Annotated in this window: 19 protein-coding genes; 12 read left to right on the top strand and 7 right to left on the bottom strand. The window is 68.0% G+C overall.

The features are described from left to right. The first annotated feature begins 33 nt into the window (after nucleotides 1–33). The 4 genes from ACQG3P_RS09460 to ACQG3P_RS09445 are packed head-to-tail and all read left to right on the top strand — an operon-like array spanning nucleotide 34 to nucleotide 5,141. Nucleotides 34–1,362, top strand: a complete 1,329-nt coding sequence (locus tag ACQG3P_RS09460; protein ID WP_426804890.1) for a D-tagatose-bisphosphate aldolase, class II, non-catalytic subunit — start codon at nucleotides 34–36, stop codon at nucleotides 1,360–1,362. A gap of 32 nt (nucleotides 1,363–1,394) precedes the next feature. Next, nucleotides 1,395–2,171 carry a DeoR family transcriptional regulator gene (locus tag ACQG3P_RS09455; protein WP_068854349.1) on the top strand — a complete coding sequence of 259 codons (777 nt, stop codon included), beginning with the start codon at nucleotides 1,395–1,397 and terminating at the stop codon, nucleotides 2,169–2,171. After that, on the top strand, nucleotides 2,168–3,283 hold the full coding sequence (gene nagA, locus ACQG3P_RS09450) for an N-acetylglucosamine-6-phosphate deacetylase (RefSeq protein ID WP_426804889.1): 1,116 nt from the start codon (nucleotides 2,168–2,170) through the stop codon (nucleotides 3,281–3,283). The genes ACQG3P_RS09455 and nagA overlap by 4 nt, the downstream gene beginning before the upstream one ends. A 49-nt stretch (nucleotides 3,284–3,332) precedes the next feature. Then, nucleotides 3,333–5,141, top strand: coding sequence for an MFS transporter (locus ACQG3P_RS09445; RefSeq protein WP_426804888.1), 1,809 nt, complete (start codon nucleotides 3,333–3,335; stop codon nucleotides 5,139–5,141). Between the two features lie 6 nt (nucleotides 5,142–5,147). Here ACQG3P_RS09445 and ACQG3P_RS09440 read toward each other — a convergent pair whose 3' ends face one another. The 5 genes from ACQG3P_RS09440 to ACQG3P_RS09420 form a co-directional block, all read right to left on the bottom strand. Then, entirely contained in the window at nucleotides 5,148–5,633 is a 486-nt protein-coding gene (locus ACQG3P_RS09440; protein ID WP_426804887.1) for a SecDF P1 head subdomain-containing protein, read from the bottom strand. A gap of 46 nt (nucleotides 5,634–5,679) precedes the next feature. Beyond that, on the bottom strand, nucleotides 5,680–6,243 hold the full coding sequence (locus ACQG3P_RS09435) for an HdeD family acid-resistance protein (protein ID WP_095363187.1): 564 nt from the start codon (nucleotides 6,241–6,243) through the stop codon (nucleotides 5,680–5,682). A 69-nt stretch (nucleotides 6,244–6,312) separates the two neighbouring features. After that, nucleotides 6,313–7,011 (bottom strand): ComF family protein, encoded by a 699-nt coding sequence (locus tag ACQG3P_RS09430; RefSeq protein ID WP_426804886.1) that lies wholly within the window; start codon nucleotides 7,009–7,011, stop codon nucleotides 6,313–6,315. A 120-nt stretch (nucleotides 7,012–7,131) separates the two neighbouring features. Further along, entirely contained in the window at nucleotides 7,132–8,403 is a 1,272-nt protein-coding gene (locus tag ACQG3P_RS09425; protein WP_426804885.1) for a type II toxin-antitoxin system HipA family toxin, read from the bottom strand. A gap of 2 nt (nucleotides 8,404–8,405) precedes the next feature. Next, nucleotides 8,406–8,885, bottom strand: a complete 480-nt coding sequence (locus ACQG3P_RS09420) for a helix-turn-helix transcriptional regulator (RefSeq protein ID WP_426804884.1) — start codon at nucleotides 8,883–8,885, stop codon at nucleotides 8,406–8,408. A gap of 244 nt (nucleotides 8,886–9,129) precedes the next feature. Between ACQG3P_RS09420 and bioB the strand changes: the two genes are divergently transcribed. The 5 genes from bioB (at nucleotide 9,130) to bioC (ending at nucleotide 14,015) form a co-directional block, all read left to right on the top strand. Continuing rightward, nucleotides 9,130–10,164: a biotin synthase BioB gene (gene bioB, locus ACQG3P_RS09415; RefSeq protein WP_426804883.1), complete on the top strand. Its 1,035-nt coding sequence runs from the start codon at nucleotides 9,130–9,132 to the stop codon at nucleotides 10,162–10,164. A gap of 79 nt (nucleotides 10,165–10,243) precedes the next feature. Next, nucleotides 10,244–11,455: an 8-amino-7-oxononanoate synthase gene (gene bioF, locus ACQG3P_RS09410; protein WP_426804958.1), complete on the top strand. Its 1,212-nt coding sequence runs from the start codon at nucleotides 10,244–10,246 to the stop codon at nucleotides 11,453–11,455. A 22-nt stretch (nucleotides 11,456–11,477) separates the two neighbouring features. Continuing rightward, nucleotides 11,478–12,239, top strand: a complete 762-nt coding sequence (gene bioH, locus ACQG3P_RS09405; RefSeq protein ID WP_210131449.1) for a pimeloyl-ACP methyl ester esterase BioH — start codon at nucleotides 11,478–11,480, stop codon at nucleotides 12,237–12,239. Nucleotides 12,240–12,297: 58 nt separating this feature from the next. Next, nucleotides 12,298–13,080 carry an SDR family oxidoreductase gene (locus tag ACQG3P_RS09400; RefSeq protein ID WP_068854358.1) on the top strand — a complete coding sequence of 261 codons (783 nt, stop codon included), beginning with the start codon at nucleotides 12,298–12,300 and terminating at the stop codon, nucleotides 13,078–13,080. A gap of 50 nt (nucleotides 13,081–13,130) precedes the next feature. Further along, on the top strand, nucleotides 13,131–14,015 hold the full coding sequence (bioC, locus tag ACQG3P_RS09395) for a malonyl-ACP O-methyltransferase BioC (RefSeq protein WP_217538186.1): 885 nt from the start codon (nucleotides 13,131–13,133) through the stop codon (nucleotides 14,013–14,015). Nucleotides 14,016–14,032: 17 nt separating this feature from the next. On the opposite strand, the gene ACQG3P_RS09390 is transcribed toward bioC, so the two are convergent. After that, complete coding sequence (locus ACQG3P_RS09390) at nucleotides 14,033–14,656, bottom strand: YdcF family protein (RefSeq protein ID WP_068854872.1); 624 nt, start codon at nucleotides 14,654–14,656, stop codon at nucleotides 14,033–14,035. Continuing rightward, nucleotides 14,641–15,600 (bottom strand): pyridoxal-phosphate dependent enzyme, encoded by a 960-nt coding sequence (locus ACQG3P_RS09385; RefSeq protein ID WP_426804882.1) that lies wholly within the window; start codon nucleotides 15,598–15,600, stop codon nucleotides 14,641–14,643. Before ACQG3P_RS09385 ends, ACQG3P_RS09390 begins: the two co-directional genes overlap by 16 nt. A 111-nt stretch (nucleotides 15,601–15,711) precedes the next feature. Here ACQG3P_RS09385 and ACQG3P_RS09380 point away from each other — a divergent pair, with 111 nt between their 5' ends. From ACQG3P_RS09380 to ACQG3P_RS09370, 3 genes are all read left to right on the top strand, one after another. After that, complete coding sequence (locus ACQG3P_RS09380; protein WP_426804881.1) at nucleotides 15,712–16,254, top strand: hypothetical protein; 543 nt, start codon at nucleotides 15,712–15,714, stop codon at nucleotides 16,252–16,254. 492 nt (nucleotides 16,255–16,746) lie between these two features. Further along, nucleotides 16,747–18,636, top strand: coding sequence for a tRNA uridine-5-carboxymethylaminomethyl(34) synthesis enzyme MnmG (gene mnmG / locus ACQG3P_RS09375; protein WP_426804880.1), 1,890 nt, complete (start codon nucleotides 16,747–16,749; stop codon nucleotides 18,634–18,636). Nucleotides 18,637–18,677: 41 nt separating this feature from the next. Continuing rightward, nucleotides 18,678–19,211, top strand: coding sequence for a gamma carbonic anhydrase family protein (locus ACQG3P_RS09370; protein ID WP_068854363.1), 534 nt, complete (start codon nucleotides 18,678–18,680; stop codon nucleotides 19,209–19,211). Nucleotides 19,212–19,280: the final 69 nt, after the last annotated feature.

The following is a 19,280-nucleotide window of genomic DNA, read 5'->3' as shown; positions in this document are numbered from 1 at the left end:
TTCTTTCCGTTCCGCTGCACCTGGAGTGTTGCCATGTCTGCCGTCCAATCGTTGATCGCCGCCCATCGCCAGGGCCAGCCCGTTGGCCTGTACAGCGTGTGCTGCAGCAACGAGCAGGTGCTGCTGGCCGCCATGCAGGTCGCGCGCGAACACGACACGGTGCTGCTGATCGAAGCCACCTCCAACCAGGTGGACCAGTTTGGCGGCTACACCGGCATGACCCCGCCGCAGTACCGCGATTACGTGCTGCAGCTGGCGCGAAGCCAGGGCTTCCCGGCGGAGCGGCTGATCCTGGGCGGCGACCATCTCGGCCCGAACGCCTGGCAGAAGGGGCCGGCCGACGTCGCGATGGCCAACGCGCGCACGCTGGTTGCCGCCTACGTGGCCGCCGGCTTCCACAAGATCCACCTGGACTGCAGCATGTCCTGCGCCGACGACCCGACCCCGCTGCCGGATGCGGTCGTGGCCGCGCGCTCGGCCGAACTGGCGCGCATTGCCGAACGCACGGCCGCGGAGAACGGGCTGCCGCCACCGGTCTACGTGATCGGTACCGAAGTGCCTGTTCCCGGTGGCGAAGCCTCCCTGGAAGGTGGCTTGGCCGTGACCACGCCCACCGCTGCCGCCGTCACGCTGGCGATTCACCGCGAGGCATTTTCCGCACCGGACCTGTTGCCGGCCTGGGAGCGCGTGATCGCCATGGTGGTGCAGCCCGGCGTGGATTTCGACCACAGCAGCGTGCACCACTACGACCCGGCCGCCGCCCGCGAGCTCTCGGCGTTCGTGGAAACCCAGCCGCGCATCGTGTTCGAAGCCCATTCCACCGATTACCAGACCGAAGCCGGCCTGCATGCGCTGGTGCGCGACCACTTCGCCATCCTCAAGGTGGGCCCGGCGGCGACCTACGCGTTCCGCGAGGCGGTGTTCGCGCTGGCGATGATCGAACGCGAGCTCCTTCCCGGTGAGGAAGCGTCACGGATCATCGAGGTCCTGGACCGCTGCATGCTCGACAAGCCGGCCAGCTGGGCCAGCTACTACCAGGGCGATGCGCACGAACAGCGCCTGCTGCGCGCCTATTCCCTGAGCGACCGCAGCCGCTACTACTGGGGCGAACCGGACGTGCAGGCCGCGCTGACCACCCTGGTCGACAACCTCACCCGCCAGGCACCCCCGCTCATGCTGCTCAGCCAGTACCTGCCCGAACAGCTGCGCGCGGTGCAGGCAGGTGAGCTGGCGGCCGAACCGCTGGCGCTGATCCGGCACAAGGTGGGGCTGCGCCTGGCGGAATACGCCCGGGCTTGCGCTCGCAATGCGTTCGGTGCGGATAACGAAGCTTTTTCTGCCACGGAGCTTTCGGAACGGTAAGCTTCGGCTTTCCTTCCGAACGGAATCGCCCCATGCGCAACACACGGCAGCGCCGCCAACAGATCCTGCAGTTGCTCGTCGAACACGGCAACGTGCAGGTCAGCGAACTGGTGGAGCGCTTCGGCGTCTCGGCAGTGACCATCCGCGCCGACCTGACCCACATCGAAGCGCAGGGCCTGGCCACGCGTACCCACGGCGGCGCCACCTTGGTGCGCAAGCCACCGCTGGAGCAGGACATCCATGAAAAGGACACGCTGAACCTGCCGCTGAAAGACAGCATCGGCGCGCATGCCGCGCGGCTGGTGCGCGCTGGCGACAACATCATCATCGATTCCGGCTCCACCACCATGACGCTGGCGCGCCACCTGCGCGAACACCGCGACGTGACGGTGATGACCAACGGGCTGAACATCGCCTGGGAGCTGGCCAATGCACCGGGGGTGGAACTGCTGCTCACCGGGGGCCTGCTGCGCAAGCAGTCACTGTCGCTGCAGGGCAGCCAGGCCGAGGCCAGCCTCAATACCTACAGTTTCGACACCCTGTTCCTGGGCGTGGACGGGCTGGACCTGCAGTTCGGGCTCACCACCCACCATGAAGCCGAGGCCCGCCTCAACCACCGCATGGTGGAGCGCGCACGGCGCGTGGTGGTGCTCACCGACGCCTCCAAGTTCGGCCACGTCAGCCTGCACCGCATCGCCCGCCTGGACCAGGTCCATACCATCATCACCGACGCCAGCATCGATGCGGAGTACCTGGAAGGGCTGCAGAAGCTGGGCATCGAAGTGATCATTGCCGAGTCGCCGCCTTGAACCCGGTTTCCACCCTGCATGGCCGCGTGCTGACCCCGTCCGGGTGGGTGCGCGGCGACATCGCCTTTGACCAGCGCATCGTGTCGATCAACAGCGTCCACGCTGACCCGCGTGGCGATGAGAAAGTGCCGCTTATCCTGCCCGGCTTCATCGACCTGCATGTGCATGGCGGTGCCGGGGTGGACATCATGCAGGGCGGAGATACCGCGCAGACGGTGGCACGCGCGCACGCGCGGCATGGCACCACCGCGCTGCTGGGCACCACCATGACCGCCGAGGCAGGCGACATCGTGCGTGCGCTGCAGGGCCTGTCCACCGCGATTGCGCAGCGCGATACCGGCATGGCGCGCGTGCTGGGCGTGCACCTGGAAGGCCCGTTCATCAGCGCCGAGCGCCTGGGTGCGCAGCCGCCGCTGGTGGTGGAAGCCACGCTGGAGGATGTGCGCCGCCTGCACGCCCTCGCACCGATCAAGGTGCTGACCCTGGCACCGGAAATCGGCCAGCACCTTGCATTGATCCCCGCATTGAACACGCTCGGCATCCGCGTGCAGCTGGGCCACAGCGCAGGCAGCTACGAGCAGGGCGTGGCCGCGCTGGAGGCAGGCGCCGCCGGCTTCACCCATCTGTTCAACGGCATGACCGGCGTGGAACACTACCACCCCGGCATCGCCACGGCGGCGCTGGCGCATGCCGAGTACGCCGAACTCATTCCCGACCTCCAGCACGTGCACCCCGGCGCGATCCGCACCGCGCTGCGCGCGATTCCGCGCCTGTACTGCGTGACCGACGCCACCGCGGCCACCGGCATGCCCGATGGCGAATACGCACTCGGCGTGCAGCGCGTGCACAAGTGCCTGGGCTGCGTGCGCCTGGAAAGTGGCTCGCTGGCCGGCAGCGCGCTGACCATGGACCAGGCACTGCGCAACCTGGTTGCGCTGGGTCTGGCGTTGGATGACGCATCCAACCGCGTTTCACGCTACCCCGCCGACTATCTGGGCCTGGATGACCGCGGCCGCCTGCAACCGGGCGCGTGGGCGGACCTGGTCGTGCTCGACCATGACCTGCGCGTGCAGCAGGTAGTGGTGGAAGGCGAACGCATCACGCTTGACTGAGTGATTCCGCGCCCCGTGCGGCGCGTTCCAACGTAGACAGGACCGCACCATGAACGACGCTTCCGCCGTGATGCCCGTGCCCGCTTCCGCCAACGCGCCGCGTTGGCCGGTGCGCTATCTGCTCTTCATCGGCGGCATGGGCGGCCTGCTCTACGGCATCGACATCGGCATCATCGCCGGCGCCCTGCCCTACCTCGAGGCCACGGCCACCGCCAGCTGGCACCTGACCACGCAGCAGCTCGGCTTCGTGGTGGCCGCGGTGCTGCTGGGCAGCGTGCTGTCCTCGCTGTTTGCCGGCGCCGTGGCCGACCTGATCGGCCGGCGCGGCGCGATGGTGCTGGCCGGCGTGTTGTTCACCGCCAGCATTCCGGTGATGGCGCTGTCCGAAGGCTATGGACCGCTGTTGATGGGGCGCCTGTTGCAGGGCATCAGCGGTGGCCTGATCGGCGTGGTGGTGCCGCTGTACCTCGCCGAAGTGTTGAGTCCCGAACGGCGCGGGCGTGGCGCGGCGATGTTCCAACTGCTGCTCACCATCGGACTGGTACTGGCGGCGGTGATCGGGCTGTATCACGCCCACAGCGTGGACGCCGCCACTGCCGCCGTGCGCCACCTGCCGGGCGAGGAGCAGCAGCGCCTGTTGTTTGCGGTGAAGGATCACGCCTGGCGCACCATCTTCTGGAGTTGCCTGCTGCCCGGGTTGGTGTTCACCGGCGGCGCGTTGCTGATCAGCGAATCGCCCCGCTGGCTGGTGCGGCGCGGCCGCATTGAGAAAGCACGCAGCGCCCTGCAGCGCACGGTGGCGCCGGCGGAGGTGGAAGCCACGCTGGCACGCATGCAGGCACCCGATGCACCGGCCAGCGATGGCAGCCCGGCCAGGCGCGATCCGCTGCTGAGCCGCCGCTATGTGTGGCCCTTCGTGCTGGCCTGCCTGGTGCTGGCCTTCACCCAGGCGACCGGCATCAACTCGGTACTGGCCTATGCGGTGAACATCCTCCACCAGGCCGGGCTGCCCGGCGCGGTGGCCAACTGGGCCGATGTCTCCATCAAGGTGCTCAATGCGCTGATGACCATCGTCGCGCTGGTGCTGGTGGATCGCAAGGGCCGCAGGTTCCTGTTGATGCTGGGCACCGGCGGCATCACCCTCGCGCTGCTGGGCGCCGCGCTGCTGTTCGTTCGCAGCGAACACGGGCGGTTGGATGTACAGCCCGCGCTGCAGCAGCAGGTGTACGGGCAGTCGCTGTCGCTGCCGATGGATGCCGCACAGTGGCGCCGGCTGGATGGCAACGCCGACGGTCAGCCGCTGCAGCTCACGGTGTCCTACGCCTACGGCGGCTTCAGCAACGTGCGTTCGCTGCGCAGCGACAACCCCATCGACGCCACGCTGCAGATCCGCCGCGAAGACGCGGTGTCGGCTGACAGCGTGATCGGCGCGTTCTTCCGCCGCCTCAACCTCAACCCGTTCCCGGATCCGGCCGCCGCCGTGAAGGCACCGCTGGTGATCGAGCGCGCGGTCATCGGCCCGGTGCCCTCGCCCACGCACGGCTGGCTGGTGGCCGGCTGCATCCTGCTGTTCGTGGCGTTCTTCGCGGTGGGCCCGGGCGTATGCGTGTGGCTGGCGCTGTCGGAGCTGATGCCTACCCGCATCCGCTCCAACGGCATGAGCATCGCGCTGCTGATCAACCAGTTCGTATCCACGGTGATCGCGGCGATCTTCCTGCCCACGGTGGGCCACCACGGCTACGCCAGCATGTTCTTCTTCTGGGCCGGCTGCACGCTGCTGTACTTCCTGGTGGCCGCGTTCCTGCTGCCGGAAACCAAGGGCAAGACGCTGGAGGAGATCGAAGCGCGGTTCCGCTAGACAGCGCTACGGTCGCCCGGTGATCCGGGTAACCAGCGCGGTGGCTTCGTCCGCCTCAAGGCCCGAGGTCATCATGCTCTCGCCGAAGGGGCCGCTGAGGTTCGCCCGGGAGATCGGTTCGCCATCGACGGTGAGCACCATCGTCCGTCCGACCAGGCGCTCGGTGGCGCTGTGGATGCGGGGCGCGGCGGCGTCGGTGAACGCGTAGTACACGTTGGCCTTTCCGTCCTCGTTGACCTCCTGGCGCACGCTGGCAATCGCGCCGGTCGTGAACACGGGCGGGTTGGCCAGCTTGACGGTCTCCCCGTGTGCGAAGCGGACCTCGACACCCGGCTCTCCTTCCTTGGCGACCGGGCGCATTTCGATGCGTACATCGGCGAGCGGCGGGTTGCCCTGCGCTGCAGGGTTCAACGCCGCGTCGTTGTGCTGGTTGCATGCCGTGGCCAGCAGCAGGCTCGCTGCCGCCAGGCTCCATCGCCATCCGTTGCGCATTGCCGTACTCCCATTGTTTGAAGCATTGTGGCCCGAACCGGAGCCGTCAGCGCAACTTCCTGAGCCGGAACGCCACCACGACCTGAAGTACACCGTAGATCAGGCTGCCGATACCGATCCACAGCGTGGTCACCGCCACCCCGCCGAGCGGGTTGCCGAACATCATGACGCCCAGCACGATGGCCAGTACGCCGCTGACGATCAGCAGCCATTCGCCTTCGATCTGCCTGCGTACGCGGATGGCAAACACGATGCGGTACACACCGGCCAGTATCAGCCAGATCGCCAGCAGCAGCACCAGCACCTTGGCGGTCACCAGCGGGTTGATCACTGCCAGCGCGCCAAAACCGATCGAGGCCAGCGCGTAGACCAATGCCCAGCCGCGCGGCGCGCCGCTGTTGCCGCTGAATGCCGCGAACAGGCTGACCAGTCCTTCCACCAGCGCCATCACGCCGATGGCCCAGGCCAGCCCGGCGGCGGCGGACAGCGGCCGGGCGATGGCGATCAGGCCGAAGCCGATGGCGATCAGGCCATACAGCAGCACCACCCACCAGCTGCGGCCCACCAACGACAACAGCGACGTAGTGCGCAGTTCCGGAGCCTGGCTCATGACGGTGTTCCTGGGAGGAGAGTCAACCGCGATGCTAGGCCCGCCCCGTGTGCAGGCGGCGGCAAGGTGTCACGGCGCCCGGGCGCAGACCCACAGCATGGCCTCCTGCAGGCCGGACCGGCGCAGCGCCCTCACGGCGGCGTCGAGGGTGGCCCCGGTGGTCATCACATCATCCACGAGGATCAGCCGGGACGGCGGGGTGGCCCGCACGGCGAAGGCGCCTTTGAGGTTCTGGCGACGTGCGTCCGCGTCCAGCGTGGATTGAGCCAGGGTCGCCCGGCTGCGGCACAGCCCGGTCCAGAGCGGCAACTGGAGCTCCCGCGCCAACGGGCGGGCCAGTTCCCGGGCCTGATCGTAGCCCCGCTCGCGAAGGCGGCGCCCATGCAGCGGCATTGGCAGCAGCGGGTACTCCGCGAAGTCCGGCACGGCGTGCAGCATCAGCTGCGAGAGCAGCCGCCCGGCGGCCAGGTCCTGGTGGAACTTGAAGCGCAGCACCAGCCGGTCGATCGGCGGCGCATACAGGAAGGTCGCCGCCGCGCCGGCCTGCCGCGGCGGCTCGGCCAGGCAGGCACCGCACACCTTGGCCGGTTCATCGGGCGGCAGCGGCAGCGCGCACAACGGGCAGGCATGGTCGTTCCACGGAAGCTCGGCGTAGCAGGCGGCACACAGATCCAGCACGTCATTTCCCGGATTGGCGCAGACCACGCAGCGTAGCGGCAGCGCCTGCAATGTCAGCCACGAAAGTGCATCAAGCAGTTTTGGGAACATGCAGTTGGTCCAACCTGGCCCGGCCGCCCAGCTTCTGGGCCGCGCCCAAATGGCGGTATCAGGACAGTTCCCTACCGAGCGTCACGGAGGTCCGTGCGCGCAGTCTCAACGGCGACAATCTCAGCGGTGAGGGTCGATGACAGCATCCATTCGATCGATCTCGCCTCGCGTGGCGCCGTGCGCGCGTGCCACGCCGCGCCACGTTTCTACAACGCGGCGCACTTCAGCTTCGATGCCAGCCGCTCGTTCTGAGGTCAGCTGGTAGTACGCCGCGGTCGCCATTACATGTCCCGTGCTGGGAGTAGGGTCTGCAGCATCGAGTGCAAGCACATGGGTCTCGCTTGCCGTATTCGGATTGATGTCGTAAGCCGGAGAGAGCACCCAGCCTGTCTGTCTGCGGATGAAACCATGGTTGCGCAGGTGGTCGTCGCGATTGCCGATGAGTACGTTGAACAGCACTCTTCGGAACAGTTGCTCCAGATCCTCCACGATCTGACCTTGGGCTCCACTTTCTTCGATGATACCCGCGAGATCCAGATAGCTGTGGTCTTCGCTGTGCTCGGCGTCGAGCAGGGTGTGTGCGGACGCAAAGTAGATGCGATCGTTCCCGGTCCTGTCGAAACGTTTGACTGCGAAGGTATGTCCCCGGGGCGAGAGGTTCAAAAGCGCTGCCGGCGGCATGACGACACCCGCTGCGGTGGCGAGTTCGTAGGTGATGTATTCCCAAAGGCCAACGTCATGACCATCGTCGCGGCCGGGAAACTTTGCCAGCCACAACGAGCCGTCGGCGTCCTGGTAACCCGCCTTGGGCCGTGCCCCGCCAAGCGAAGCGCCGGGTGCGACCAGTTGCGCCAACCCGTGGTCCTCCTCGTCCCGGGTCAGCTTGGCTCCAGACTCGATCTTGCCCGCAATGCTCTCCAGCCGACGCAGATCGGTGATGGGAGGTGTAGAAGGATGGACGGATGCCAACCAGGTTCGCGTGTCGGGGTCGCACAACCGGATGGCGCCCATGCGGGTCGCGTCATCCACACCCATCAGGTAGTCCCACGCACGCAGGCTTTTGAGTTTTTCACCTTCGCGACGGGCCCTTGCTGCCTCACGGCGGTCCATCAGCAGTCGCCCCCATCGATCAGGCGCGCTGTCGTGGAAAGCCGGAGACACCTCTCCTGCATCTCTACGGGCATACTGCCGGCCCTCTACGAGCGGCAGATTTCCATCGAGCGCAAACGGGTTGATGCCCATTGCCCCACTCAACCAGAGGTCGGTGTACTCAAAGGCGACGATGTCGCCTGCCCGGCCTGCGCTCTTGCTGAGCCAGCCCAGCTGCACGGGACGGCAAAGCGCTGGCGCATCCAGCCAGACCTCCCGGTCAACCTGCTCAGACGCTGCCATCGCTATTTGCCGCCACGAGGTTTCGAGCCTCGCACGGGAATGGCCGGAACGTTGATCGGCGACGGTCTGCGGCTGGCGCGCAGTGCGTACCTTTCAGCTTCCGGCTCTGCTACCGCGTGGGTCTGGGGCAGTGGAGCTGCGGTCAGTGCCTGCGGGAGGACCGCGTGGGCGGGCTTACGCTGCCTGGAGGAGGGCCGCCGCAGACTGCGGGTGGCCAGCTGCAGCCCCACGTCATCATCTGCCGCGATCCTGTCGATGTCCTGGTCGAGCCCAAGCGTCGACAACACCCGCAACACGGTTGAAAGGCTGGTACTGGGATCGCCTGCTTCAAGCTTGCCGATCGTGGTCCGATCAACGCCTACGCGTTCGGCAAGGTTGACCTGTGTCATCCCCCTTGCGACCCGGGCGGTACGAAGCCGCTGCCCCAGCGCTTCGATGCGTTTGGCGTGTTGCGGCCTGACAGCGGGCACTCGCTTTGCCATGTCAAATATATCCATCACTTAGCGGGATTACGTTGCTTTTATCTCACATTCTGAGCGCATGAGCCAATTAGCCGCGCTGATGTAGCATTAAAGCTACATAACATCTATTTAGGTTGCTTTTATTCATCATACAGATACCTCCGCGCAGCCATGTAAACCATTGATAGATCCTGCAGGTTGACAGTCTGCGCTGCGTTTCACCAGACTGCCGCCCCTTCGTTCTCCAATCTGTCAGGACACTCCCATGGCTTCTGTCATCCGCCACGACTGGCACCCCGAGGAGCTGCTGGCGCTGTTCGAGCTGCCCTTCCCGGAGCTGCTGTACCGGGCGGCGGGCGTCCACCGGGAGCACTTTGATCCCACCGAGGTGCAGGTCTCGACCCTGCTCTCGGTCAAGACCGGCGGCTGCCCGGAGGACTGCGCGTACTGCCCGCAGGCCCAGCGCTACGACACCGGGTTGAGCGCACAGAAACTGATGGCCACCGACGACGTGGTCGCCAAGGCCCGCCAGGCCAAGGCCGCCGGGGCGTCGCGGTTCTGCATGGGCGCGGCGTGGCGGTCGCCCAAGGACCGCGACATCCCCAAGGTGGCGGCGATGATCCGCGAGGTGAAGGCACTGGGGCTGGAAACCTGCGCCACGCTGGGCATGCTCGACGGCGCGCAGGCCGCGGCCCTGCGCGAGGCCGGGCTGGACTACTACAACCACAACCTGGATACCGCGCCGGATTACTACGACTCGATCATCCACACCCGCCAGTACCAGGACCGGCTGGATACCCTGCAGCACGTTCGCGAGGCCGGGCTGAAGACCTGCTGCGGCGGCATCGTCGGCATGGGCGAAACCCGCGCGCACCGCGCCGGGCTGCTGCTGGCGCTGGCCAACCTGCCGGCGCACCCCGATTCGGTGCCGATCAACCGGCTGGTGCAGGTGGCCGGCACGCCGCTGCATGGCAGTGCCGAACTGGACCCGTTCGAGTTCGTGCGGATGATCGCCGTGGCCCGCATCGTGATGCCCAAGGCAATGGTGCGGCTGTCGGCCGGGCGCGAAGCAATGAGCGATGAGCTGCAGGCGCTGTGCTTCCTGGCCGGGGCCAACTCGATCTTTTACGGCGAAAAACTGCTGACCACCGGCAACCCGGATACCGAGCGCGACTTGGCCCTGTTCAGCCGGCTGGGTCTGCGCCCGATGGCGGTGCAGGTGGAGGCGGCCGGGCATGACCACCCCGGCACCGTGCATGCCGACATCACCTGTGGCGCTGGTTGCGGACAAGCGGCCTGAGCCCTGCCCCGGGCGGTGCAGCGCAGCGCCCGGCAACCGGGTACGCTAGCTGCCCTGCCAGCCCATGACATTGACGACCATGGCCCGTACCGACCTGCACGACCGCATCCAGTCCCAGCGCAAGCTTCGCGAAGCGCAGGGCCGTATCCGCGTGCGCCGCACGGTAACCCGGCGCGATGGCGTGCGCCTGGAGGTCAATGGCCAGTGGCTCACCGGCTTCTGCAGCAATGACTATCTGGGCCTGTCCCAGCAGTTTGGCGTGGTCAGCGCGCTGCAGGATGCCGCCGCGCGCGAAGGCGCCGGGGCGGGCGCCTCACACCTGATCTGCGGCCACCATGCGCTGCATGAAGCGCTGGAACAGGAAGTGGCCGACTGGTTGGGCTACCCGCGTGCGCTGCTGTTTGGCAGCGGCTTTGCCGCCAACCTGGCGGTGCAGCAGGCACTGCTCAGCGAAGAAGACGATGTGTGCGTGCAGGACCGGCTCAACCACGCCAGCCTGCTCGATGCCGCGCGCCTGGCCGGCTGCCGCCTGCGCCGCTACCCGCACCTGGATACCGAAGGCGCGCTGCGCCAGCTCAAGCACGCGCCCGACGGCGCGGCGATGCTGGTCACCGATGGTGTCTTCAGCATGGATGGCGACATCGCCCCGCTGCGCTCGCTCTCGCTGGTGGCGCGCATGCAGGAAGCGGTGTTGTACGTGGACGACGCACACGGCGTGGGCGTGATCGGCGAGCACGGCCGCGGCTGCGTGGCCGACGCCGGGCTGGGCGTGGCCGACGTGCCGCTGCAGCTGGTCACGCTGGGCAAGGCCTTGGGTGGCAGTGGCGCGCTGGTGGTGGGCGACGAGGCGATGATCCAGCACCTGGCCGAAACCGCACGCCCCTACATCTACACCACGGCGGTGCCGCCGGCGCAGGCGGCTGCGGCATTGGCCGCCGTGAAGCTGGCACGCCGCGACGACTGGCGCCGCGAGAAGCTGGCCGAACTGGTCGGCGTGTTCCGTGCCGGCGCGCGCCAGCATGGGCTGGAACTGATGCCCTCCGATACGCCGATCCAGCCGCTGCTGTGCGGGGCCGAATCGACGGTGATGGGCCTGTCGGCCGCGCTGGAAGCGGCTGGTTTCCTGGTCAGCGCGATCCGTCCGCCGACCGTGCCCGAGGGCAAGGCACGCCTGCGCGTGACCCTGTCGGCGCTGCACACGGTGCCGGAAGTACGTGCGCTCACCGATGCCATCGCCCACGCACGCGACCAGGTGCTGCGCCAGCAGGCACTGGATGCGCTGAGCGCGTGATGCACGGCGGTTGGGTGTGAGCATGCATATCGAGGTGGTCGGCAGCGGGCCGGCGCTGGTACTGATCCACGGGTGGGCCCTGCATGGCGGTGTGTTCGCGCCGCTGGTCGAGCGGCTCTCAGCGCAGTTCGAGCTGCACCTGGTCGACCTGCCCGGGCACGGCAACAGCCGCGACGATGCCACCCCGCTGCGCCTGCCGTTCGTGGTCGGTGCGATTGCCGCCGCGACCCCGCCGGCCGTGTGGTGTGGCTGGTCGCTGGGTGGGCTGTTCGCGCTGCATGCGGCGGCCACGCTGCCCAAGGTGCGTGGGCTGGCGATGATCGCGGCCACACCGCGCTTCGTGCGTGGCGAGGACTGGCCATACGCCGTGGAAACCGCCGTCTTCGAACAGTTCGGCCAGGACCTGGCGCAGGACTATCGCGGTACGCTGGAGCGCTTCCTGGCCCTGGATGCGATGGGCTCCGAACACGCCCGGCAGGAACTGCGCAGCCTGCGCGCGGCGCTGGTAGCGCGCGGTGAGCCCGCCCCGCGTGCCCTGCAGGAAGGCCTTCGCCTGCTGGAAAGCGCTGACCTGCGTGGCGCCCTGCCCCGCCTGCCCGTGCCCAGCCTGTGGTTGGCCGGTCAGCGCGACCGGCTGGTGTCGGCGCGGGCGATGCAGGCCGCTGCCGCGCTCGCACCGCGTTCCAGCGTGCATGTAGTGGCCCATGGCGGACACGCGCCGTTCCTCGGCCACACCGACGAGGTGGCGGCGCAGCTGCAACACTTTGTTGCCTCGCTTTCCTGACCCACCGGCGCGCGCATCGCCGATCATGTACGCCTGTCCCCCACTACGGAACTGATGCATGGACCTTGGAATCGCCGGCCGCTGGGCCCTCGTCTGCGCTGCCAGCAAAGGCCTGGGACTGGGCTGCGCCCGCGCGCTGGCGCGCGAGGGCGTGAACGTGGTGATCGCCGCCCGGGGGGAGGAAGCCCTCGCCCACGCCGGTGAAGAACTCCGGGCGCTGCCGGGCGCCGGCAAGGTGATCACGGTGGTCGCCGATGTCACCACCGAAGCCGGCCGTGCGGCGGCGCTGGCCGCCTGCCCGCAGGTGGACATCCTGGTCAACAACGCCGGTGGGCCGCCGGCAGGCGACTTCCGCCAGTTCGAGCGCGAGGACTGGATCGCTGCGCTGGACGCGAACATGCTGGCGCCGATCGCGCTGATCCGTGCCACCGTGGATGGCATGATCGAACGTGGCTTCGGGCGCGTGGTCAACATCACCTCCTCGTCGGTGAAGGCACCCATCGACATCCTGGGCCTGTCCAATGGCGCGCGCTCGGGCCTGACCGGCTTCGTCGCCGGGCTGGCGCGCCGCACCGTGGCCCACAACGTCACGCTCAACAACCTGCTGCCCGGCCAGTTCGACACCGACCGGCTGCGCGGCAACTTCGCCTACATGGCGCAGCAGCAGGGCGTGGATGCGGGGCAGATCGCCGAGCGCAAGCGCACCCACATTCCGGCCGGGCGCTTCGGCACCGCCGATGAATTCGGCGCGGCGTGCGCGTTCCTGTGCAGTGCGCAGTCGGGTTACATCACCGGGCAGAACCTGTTGATTGATGGCGGGGCTTACCCCGGTACGTTCTGAGTTTCCGGCGCGCGACCAACGGTCGTGCGCTACCGCATAGTGAGCCTTACATGACCGCCAGCTTTGATCCCCAGCACGTCCGCCGCGCGTTTTCGCGCGCCGCCAGCAGTTACGACGCCGCCGCCGCCCTGCAGCGCGAGGTGGAGAAGCGGCTGCTCGAATCGCTGGACTATCTCGAAAGCCGGCAGCCGGAGGTGGTGCTGGACGTGGGCAGCGGTACCGGCCACGCCAGTGCGGCGATGAAGAAGCGCTGGCCGAAGGCGCAGGTGATCGCGCTGGACATGGCCGAGCCGATGCTGCGCGAAGCGAAGAAGCAGGCCGGCTGGTGGAAGCCCTTCACCCGGGTGTGCGGTGATGCGCAGGCGTTGCCTCTGCGCGACCAGAGCGTGGATGTGATCTACAGCAACCTGTGCCTGCAGTGGGTGGAGGACCTGCCCGCGGTGTTCGCCGGGTTCCGTCGCGTGCTCAAGCCGGGCGGGCTGCTGGTGTGTTCCACGTTCGGCCCGGAAACGCTGATCGAGCTGCGCGACGCGTTCGCCAGCGCCGATGACACCTCGCACGTGAGCCGGTTCCCACCGATTGCGCAGTTCGGCGACGCGCTGATGATGTCCGGCTTCCGCGACCCGGTGCTGGACCGCGACCTGTTCACGCTCACCTATGCCGACATGGATGCACTGATGCGCGAGCTGCGCGCCATTGGCGCAACCAATGCACGCCAGGATCGCCGGCATACGTTGACCGGGCGCGGCAGGTTCGCTGCAGCGCGCGCCGCCTATGAACCGCTGCGTCGCGAGGACGGCACGCTGCCGAGCAGCTGGGAAGTGATTTACGCGCACGCGTGGGCGCCGGATGCGGGCGCGCCGATCCGCGAGCGCGGGCAGGATGTGGCCAGCGTCCCCGTGTCGGCGATTCCGATCCGGCGCAAGACCACCTGACCAACCAGAAATATCGGTCAGGAACCGTTCGCGGACGGGAACATGTCCCGATGGAAGAAATAGATTTCCTGCGCCAGGAACTTCCAGCTGGTGTGGAAGCTGCGGAAGCGCGTGCTCGGCGTTGACGAGGCCAGCGCATCGATGCCCAGCTCGCGGGCCAGGCGCAGCGCGCGCGCCATGTGCAGCGGGTCGCTGACGATGATCACCCGGTGCAGCTTGTGCTGGTCCATCAACAACCGCGCTTCGGCCAGGTTCTGGCGGGTGGTGCGCGAGGCGGTTTCAATCAGGATCGCGTCGTCCGGCACGCCCTGTTTCAAGGCGTAACGGCGCGCGACCTGCGATTCGGAAAAGCGCGCGCCGGTGCCGCCGTAGCCGCCGGTGAAGATCAGCAATGGCGCGTAGCCTTGGCGGTACAGATCCAGCCCATGCCGGATGCGCTCTTCGAACACCGGCGACGGCTTGGCGTCGTAGGCCGCCGCGCCCAGCACGATGATCGCATCGGCCTTGGCCGCCTGGTCGCGCTCACCGACCCAGACGATCCATGCGGTGACACAGAGCAGCCAAGCCGCCAACAGCATGCACAGCCGCCACAGCCAGCCCCCCAGCCCGACCCGTGCGCGCCGGGTCATGCCGCGGCCCAGGGCAGGGCATCCAGGTCGACGTTGCCGCCGGACAGCACCACGCCCACCCGCTGCCCGGCAAACCGTGCGGGCTGGGACAGGATCGCGGCCAGCGCAATCGCCGAGGACGGTTCCACCACCTGCTTGAGCACCTGCCAGAGCAGGCGCATGGCCGCGACGGTGGCCGCATCGTCCACGGTGATCACCTCGGCCGCGCCCTGCAGCAGCGCGAAGTTCGGCGCACCCAGCGTGCCGCGCAGGCCATCGCAGATCGTGTCGGGGGTGAAGTCCAGCCGGCGCTCGCCGGCGGCCAGCGAACGGGCCGTATCGGCGGCGCCCTCCGGTTCGGCCAGTACCAGCCGCGTGACCGGACTCACCGCCTGCAGCGCCAGCCGGGTTCCGGCCGCCAAGCCACCGCCGCCCACCGGGACCACCAGGGTATCGAGCGGACCCTGGCTGCCCAGCAGCTCCAGCGCCGCCGTGCCCTGCCCGGCAATGACGTGGGAATCGGCATAGGGATGGACCAGGGTGGCGCCGGTCTCGGCCTCGACCTGGGCGCACATGGCCTCGCGCGCGGCGATGGTTGGGTCGCAGCGCCACAGGGTGGCGCCATGACGCACGATGTTGGCCAGCTTGGCCGCCACCGCGCCTTCCGGCACCACCACATGGCAGGCAATGCCACGGGTGCGCGCGGCGAGCGCCAGCGCCGCACCGTGGTTGCCCGACGAATGGGTGACCACTCCGCGTGCGGCGACGGCCTCGGGCAACGCCCAGACCGCGTTGCAGGCGCCACGGAACTTGAAGGCACCGCCGCGCTGCAGATGCTCGGCCTTGAACGCCAGCCGCGCCCCGCTCAACGCGTCCAGCACCTGCGACTGCAGCGCCGGGGTGACGCTGGCATGCGGCGCGATGCGCGCGGCGGCGGCCAGCAGGTCATCGACGCAGGGCAAGGATGAATCGGTCATGACACAAGATTAACGTGCCACGATGGCAACCGTTCATCCGGCCTGGGCAAAGTTAAGGGCCGATTCAATGCGGCGGCCTGAAGCTGGGCCATACCCCAGGGGGACCCTTCCATGAAAATGCGCCTCATGCTTGCCGGCAGCCTGTTGCTGACGCTGTCTGGCTGCGCGACTTACGACTACGTGGGCGGCGGTGGTGGTGGCAACGGCTACTACCATGGCGCCCCGTCGGTGGAGTACCGCTATCCGGCCGGCTATCCGTACGGCTACGGCAGCGGCTACTACGGTGGCGGTGGCTATTACGGTTATGGCGGCTACGGTGGTTACAGCAACTACCCGATCTACCGGCCGTACCCGAACTACCGCCCGCCGCACAACCACCGCCCGCCGCCACGCCCGGGCAACGGCAATGGTGGCCAGGTGCGCCCGCCGGACCGCCCGCGCCCGCCCTACAACGGCGGTTCGCCGTGGCGAAACATGGATTCGGTCGGGCGCCCACCGCGTCCGGACCGCCCGCCGCAGCATCGCCCGCAGCCTCAGCAGCAGCAGCGCCCGGTGAGCGCGCCGCAGTCCCGACCCAGCCAGCCGGCCCAGCGCAGCAATGGCTCTCCCTGGCGAAATATGAATAAGTTGAACCAGCGCACACATGAGAACTAAGACCGCTTGATTTTCACCTGCCCGGCAGGTCAATCTAGCCGGGCAGTGACGGCCTCGGTCGAAAAGTGACAAAAACGACATACGGCGTCACATTGAGCTCTATGTCGATATCCGACAGGAACATCTGGATCCCCCCTGTTCCGGCCCTGTCGGATGTCGGCACCTACAACGCAGAAGGCCCCGCCAATGGCGGGGCCTTTTGTCTTCCGGGGGATAAAAACAGGGCCGACAGTCCCCCGACTGCCGGCCCTTCTGCTTCCCCGGGATGCGCATGGATCGGCCCCTGTTCCAATTCCGATCCGTAGCGCCTTTCGGCGCCTGCCATCCTGGGTGCTATTGGGTTATCTGCAGAGAACGTGCCAACTTTAGGGTTGCGTGCGAATTTTTTTGCAGGCCCCCGTTCACGGACCCGGCGCGAACGGCGCTAAAATGACCACCGCGCCCTGTCCCAGGGCGGTTCCGGGCCGTACCGGCCCTGCCCCAGAGCACCCCATGACCGATTCTTTCTACGGCTACGACGTCATCGTGATCGGCGGCGGCCATGCCGGCACCGAAGCCGCGCTGGCAGCTGCCCGCAGCGGCGTACGTACCCTGCTGCTGACCCACAACGTGGAAACCATCGGCGCGATGAGCTGCAACCCGGCCATCGGCGGGATCGGCAAGGGCCATCTGGTCAAGGAAATCGATGCCCTGGGCGGCGCCATGGCGCATGCCGCCGACCGCGCCGGCATCCAGTGGCGCACGCTCAATGCCTCCAAGGGCCCGGCCGTGCGCGCGACCCGCTGCCAGGCCGACCGCAACCTGTACCGGATGGCCATCCGGGCGATGGTCGAGGCGCAGCCCAACCTGACCGTGTTCCAGGCCGCCGTGGATGACCTGGTCATCGACGGTGACGCCGTGCGTGGCGTGATCACCCAGACCGGGCTGCAGTTCAACGCCCCGGCCGTGGTGCTTACCGCCGGCACCTTCCTGGCCGGCAAGATCCACGTCGGCCAGACCCAGTACGCCGCCGGCCGCATGGGCGACCCGCCGGCCACCACGCTGGCCGCGCGCCTGCGCGAGCGCCCGTTCGCGATCGACCGGCTCAAGACCGGCACCCCGCCGCGCATCGATGGCCGCTCGCTGGACTACAGCGTGATGGACGAGCAGCCCGGCGACGACCCGCGCCCGGTGATGTCCTTCCTGGGCAGCGTGGCCGAGCACCCGGCCCAGGTGAGCTGCTGGATCACCCACACCAGCGAGCACACCCACGAGATCATCCGCAGCGCGCTGCACCGCTCGCCGCTGTACAGCGGCCAGATCGAAGGCATCGGCCCGCGCTACTGCCCGTCCATCGAAGACAAGGTGGTGCGCTTTGCCGAGAAGGCGAGCCACCAGATCTTCGTCGAGCCCGAAGGGCTGGACGTGGTGGAGATCTACCCCAACGGCATTTCCACCTCGCTGCCGTTCGATGTACAGCTGGCGCTGGTGCGCAGCATCCGTGGCTTCGAGAACGCGCACATCACGCGGCCGGGCTACGCCATCGAATACGACTTCTTCGACCCGCGCGGGTTGAACAACACGCTGGAAACCAAGGCGGTGTCCGGGCTGTTCTTCGCCGGGCAGATCAACGGCACCACCGGTTATGAAGAGGCCGCCGCGCAGGGCCTGCTGGCCGGCCTCAACGCCGCCCGCCGCGTGCGCGACGAGGCGGGCTGGTGCCCGCGCCGCGACGAGGCTTACCTGGGCGTGCTGGTGGATGACCTGATCACCCATGGCACCACCGAGCCGTACCGCATGTTCACCAGCCGCGCCGAGTACCGGCTGCAGCTGCGCGAAGACAACGCCGACGTGCGCCTGACCGGCATCGGCCGTGAGCTGGGCGTGGTCGACGACCGGCGCTGGGCCGCCTTCCAGGCCAAGCAGGAGGCGGTGGCGCAGGAATCGGCGCGCCTGCGTGCGCTGTGGGCCACCCCGGCCAACGCGCTGGGCCGCGAAGTGGACGCCACGCTGGGCGTGGCGGTCAGCCGCGAAACCAACGTGCTGGACCTGATCAAGCGCCCGGAACTGGATTACGCCAAGCTGATGCAGGTGCCCTCGCTGGGCCCGGGCGTGGCGGATGCGAAGGTGGCCGAGCAGGTTGAGATCGGGGTGAAGTACGCCGGCTACCTGGACCGCCAGCGCGAGGAGATCGAACGCCAGCAGCTCCATGAGAACACCGCCATCGATGCGGCGTTCGATTACGCCAGCGTGCGCGGGCTGTCGGCCGAAGTGCAGCAGAAGCTGGAGCGGGTGCGCCCGCAGACCATCGGCCAGGCCCAGCGCATCCCGGGCATGACCCCGGCGGCGATCTCGCTGCTGCTGGTGCACCTGGAACGGGCCCGGCGCAGCCGGGTGGCGTAACCACGGCGGTATCATGGTGGCCTGCCTCGTGGAGCGTCACCATGTCCCCCCTTCGTCCCTTCCTCGATACCTTCCCCGTCGTTGGCGAGCGCGCCTGGATCGACCCGGCCTGCACGATCATCGGTGACGTGGTGCTCGGGGACGATGTGTCGGTGTGGCCGGGCACGGTGATCCGCGGCGACGTCAACCATGTGCGGATCGGCGCGCGCAGCAACATCCAGGATGGCACCATCATCCATGTCAGCCACCACAGCCCCTACAACAAGGGCGGCTACCCGACCCTGATCGGTGAGGGCGTCACCGTCGGCCACGGCACCATCATCCATGCCTGCACGATCGGCGAGTACAGCCTGATCGGGATGGGGGCGTGCATCCTCGATGGCGCCACCGTGAGCCGGCACAGCTTTGTCGGCGCCGGTGCGGTGATCGGGCCGGGCAAGGTGGTGGGCGAAGGCGAGCTGTGGGTGGGCAACCCGGCCCGACCGGTGCGTACGCTCAGCGATCAGGAGATCGAGTCGCTGCACTACTCGGCCGACCACTACGTGCGGTTGAAGGACAAGTACTTGGGGATGTGACCCCGCACACGGTAAAGTCGGTCTCCGACCCAGGAAGCAGTCGAGAACCGCATGCCGTTGGCAGCCGTC

The sequence above is a fragment of the Stenotrophomonas sp. SrG genome (assembly GCF_050031795.1).
Lineage (GTDB): Bacteria > Pseudomonadota > Gammaproteobacteria > Xanthomonadales > Xanthomonadaceae > Stenotrophomonas > Stenotrophomonas rhizophila_A.
The sequence above is the reverse complement of the archived record's forward strand: the minus strand, read 5'-3'. Positions and strand labels throughout refer to the sequence as shown.

Bases quoted from the DNA above. Each gene is read 5' to 3' on its own strand.
- mnmG (WP_426804880.1), top strand. From the start codon at position 16,747: ATGACCGATTCTTTCTACGGCTACGACGTCATCGTGATCGGCGGCGGC.
- ACQG3P_RS09445 (WP_426804888.1), top strand. From the start codon at position 3,333: ATGAACGACGCTTCCGCCGTGATGCCCGTGCCCGCTTCCGCCAACGCG.
- bioB (WP_426804883.1), top strand. From the start codon at position 9,130: ATGGCTTCTGTCATCCGCCACGACTGGCACCCCGAGGAGCTGCTGGCG.
- bioF (WP_426804958.1), top strand. From the start codon at position 10,244: ATGGCCCGTACCGACCTGCACGACCGCATCCAGTCCCAGCGCAAGCTT.
- ACQG3P_RS09370 (WP_068854363.1), top strand. From the start codon at position 18,678: ATGTCCCCCCTTCGTCCCTTCCTCGATACCTTCCCCGTCGTTGGCGAG.
- ACQG3P_RS09425 (WP_426804885.1), bottom strand. From the start codon at position 8,403: ATGGCAGCGTCTGAGCAGGTTGACCGGGAGGTCTGGCTGGATGCGCCA.
- bioH (WP_210131449.1), top strand. From the start codon at position 11,478: ATGCATATCGAGGTGGTCGGCAGCGGGCCGGCGCTGGTACTGATCCAC.
- ACQG3P_RS09440 (WP_426804887.1), bottom strand. From the start codon at position 5,633: ATGCGCAACGGATGGCGATGGAGCCTGGCGGCAGCGAGCCTGCTGCTG.
- ACQG3P_RS09385 (WP_426804882.1), bottom strand. From the start codon at position 15,600: ATGACCGATTCATCCTTGCCCTGCGTCGATGACCTGCTGGCCGCCGCC.
- ACQG3P_RS09380 (WP_426804881.1), top strand. From the start codon at position 15,712: ATGAAAATGCGCCTCATGCTTGCCGGCAGCCTGTTGCTGACGCTGTCT.
- ACQG3P_RS09420 (WP_426804884.1), bottom strand. From the start codon at position 8,885: ATGGCAAAGCGAGTGCCCGCTGTCAGGCCGCAACACGCCAAACGCATC.
- ACQG3P_RS09460 (WP_426804890.1), top strand. From the start codon at position 34: ATGTCTGCCGTCCAATCGTTGATCGCCGCCCATCGCCAGGGCCAGCCC.
- ACQG3P_RS09400 (WP_068854358.1), top strand. From the start codon at position 12,298: ATGGACCTTGGAATCGCCGGCCGCTGGGCCCTCGTCTGCGCTGCCAGC.
- bioC (WP_217538186.1), top strand. From the start codon at position 13,131: ATGACCGCCAGCTTTGATCCCCAGCACGTCCGCCGCGCGTTTTCGCGC.
- ACQG3P_RS09455 (WP_068854349.1), top strand. From the start codon at position 1,395: ATGCGCAACACACGGCAGCGCCGCCAACAGATCCTGCAGTTGCTCGTC.
- ACQG3P_RS09430 (WP_426804886.1), bottom strand. From the start codon at position 7,011: ATGTTCCCAAAACTGCTTGATGCACTTTCGTGGCTGACATTGCAGGCG.
- ACQG3P_RS09435 (WP_095363187.1), bottom strand. From the start codon at position 6,243: ATGAGCCAGGCTCCGGAACTGCGCACTACGTCGCTGTTGTCGTTGGTG.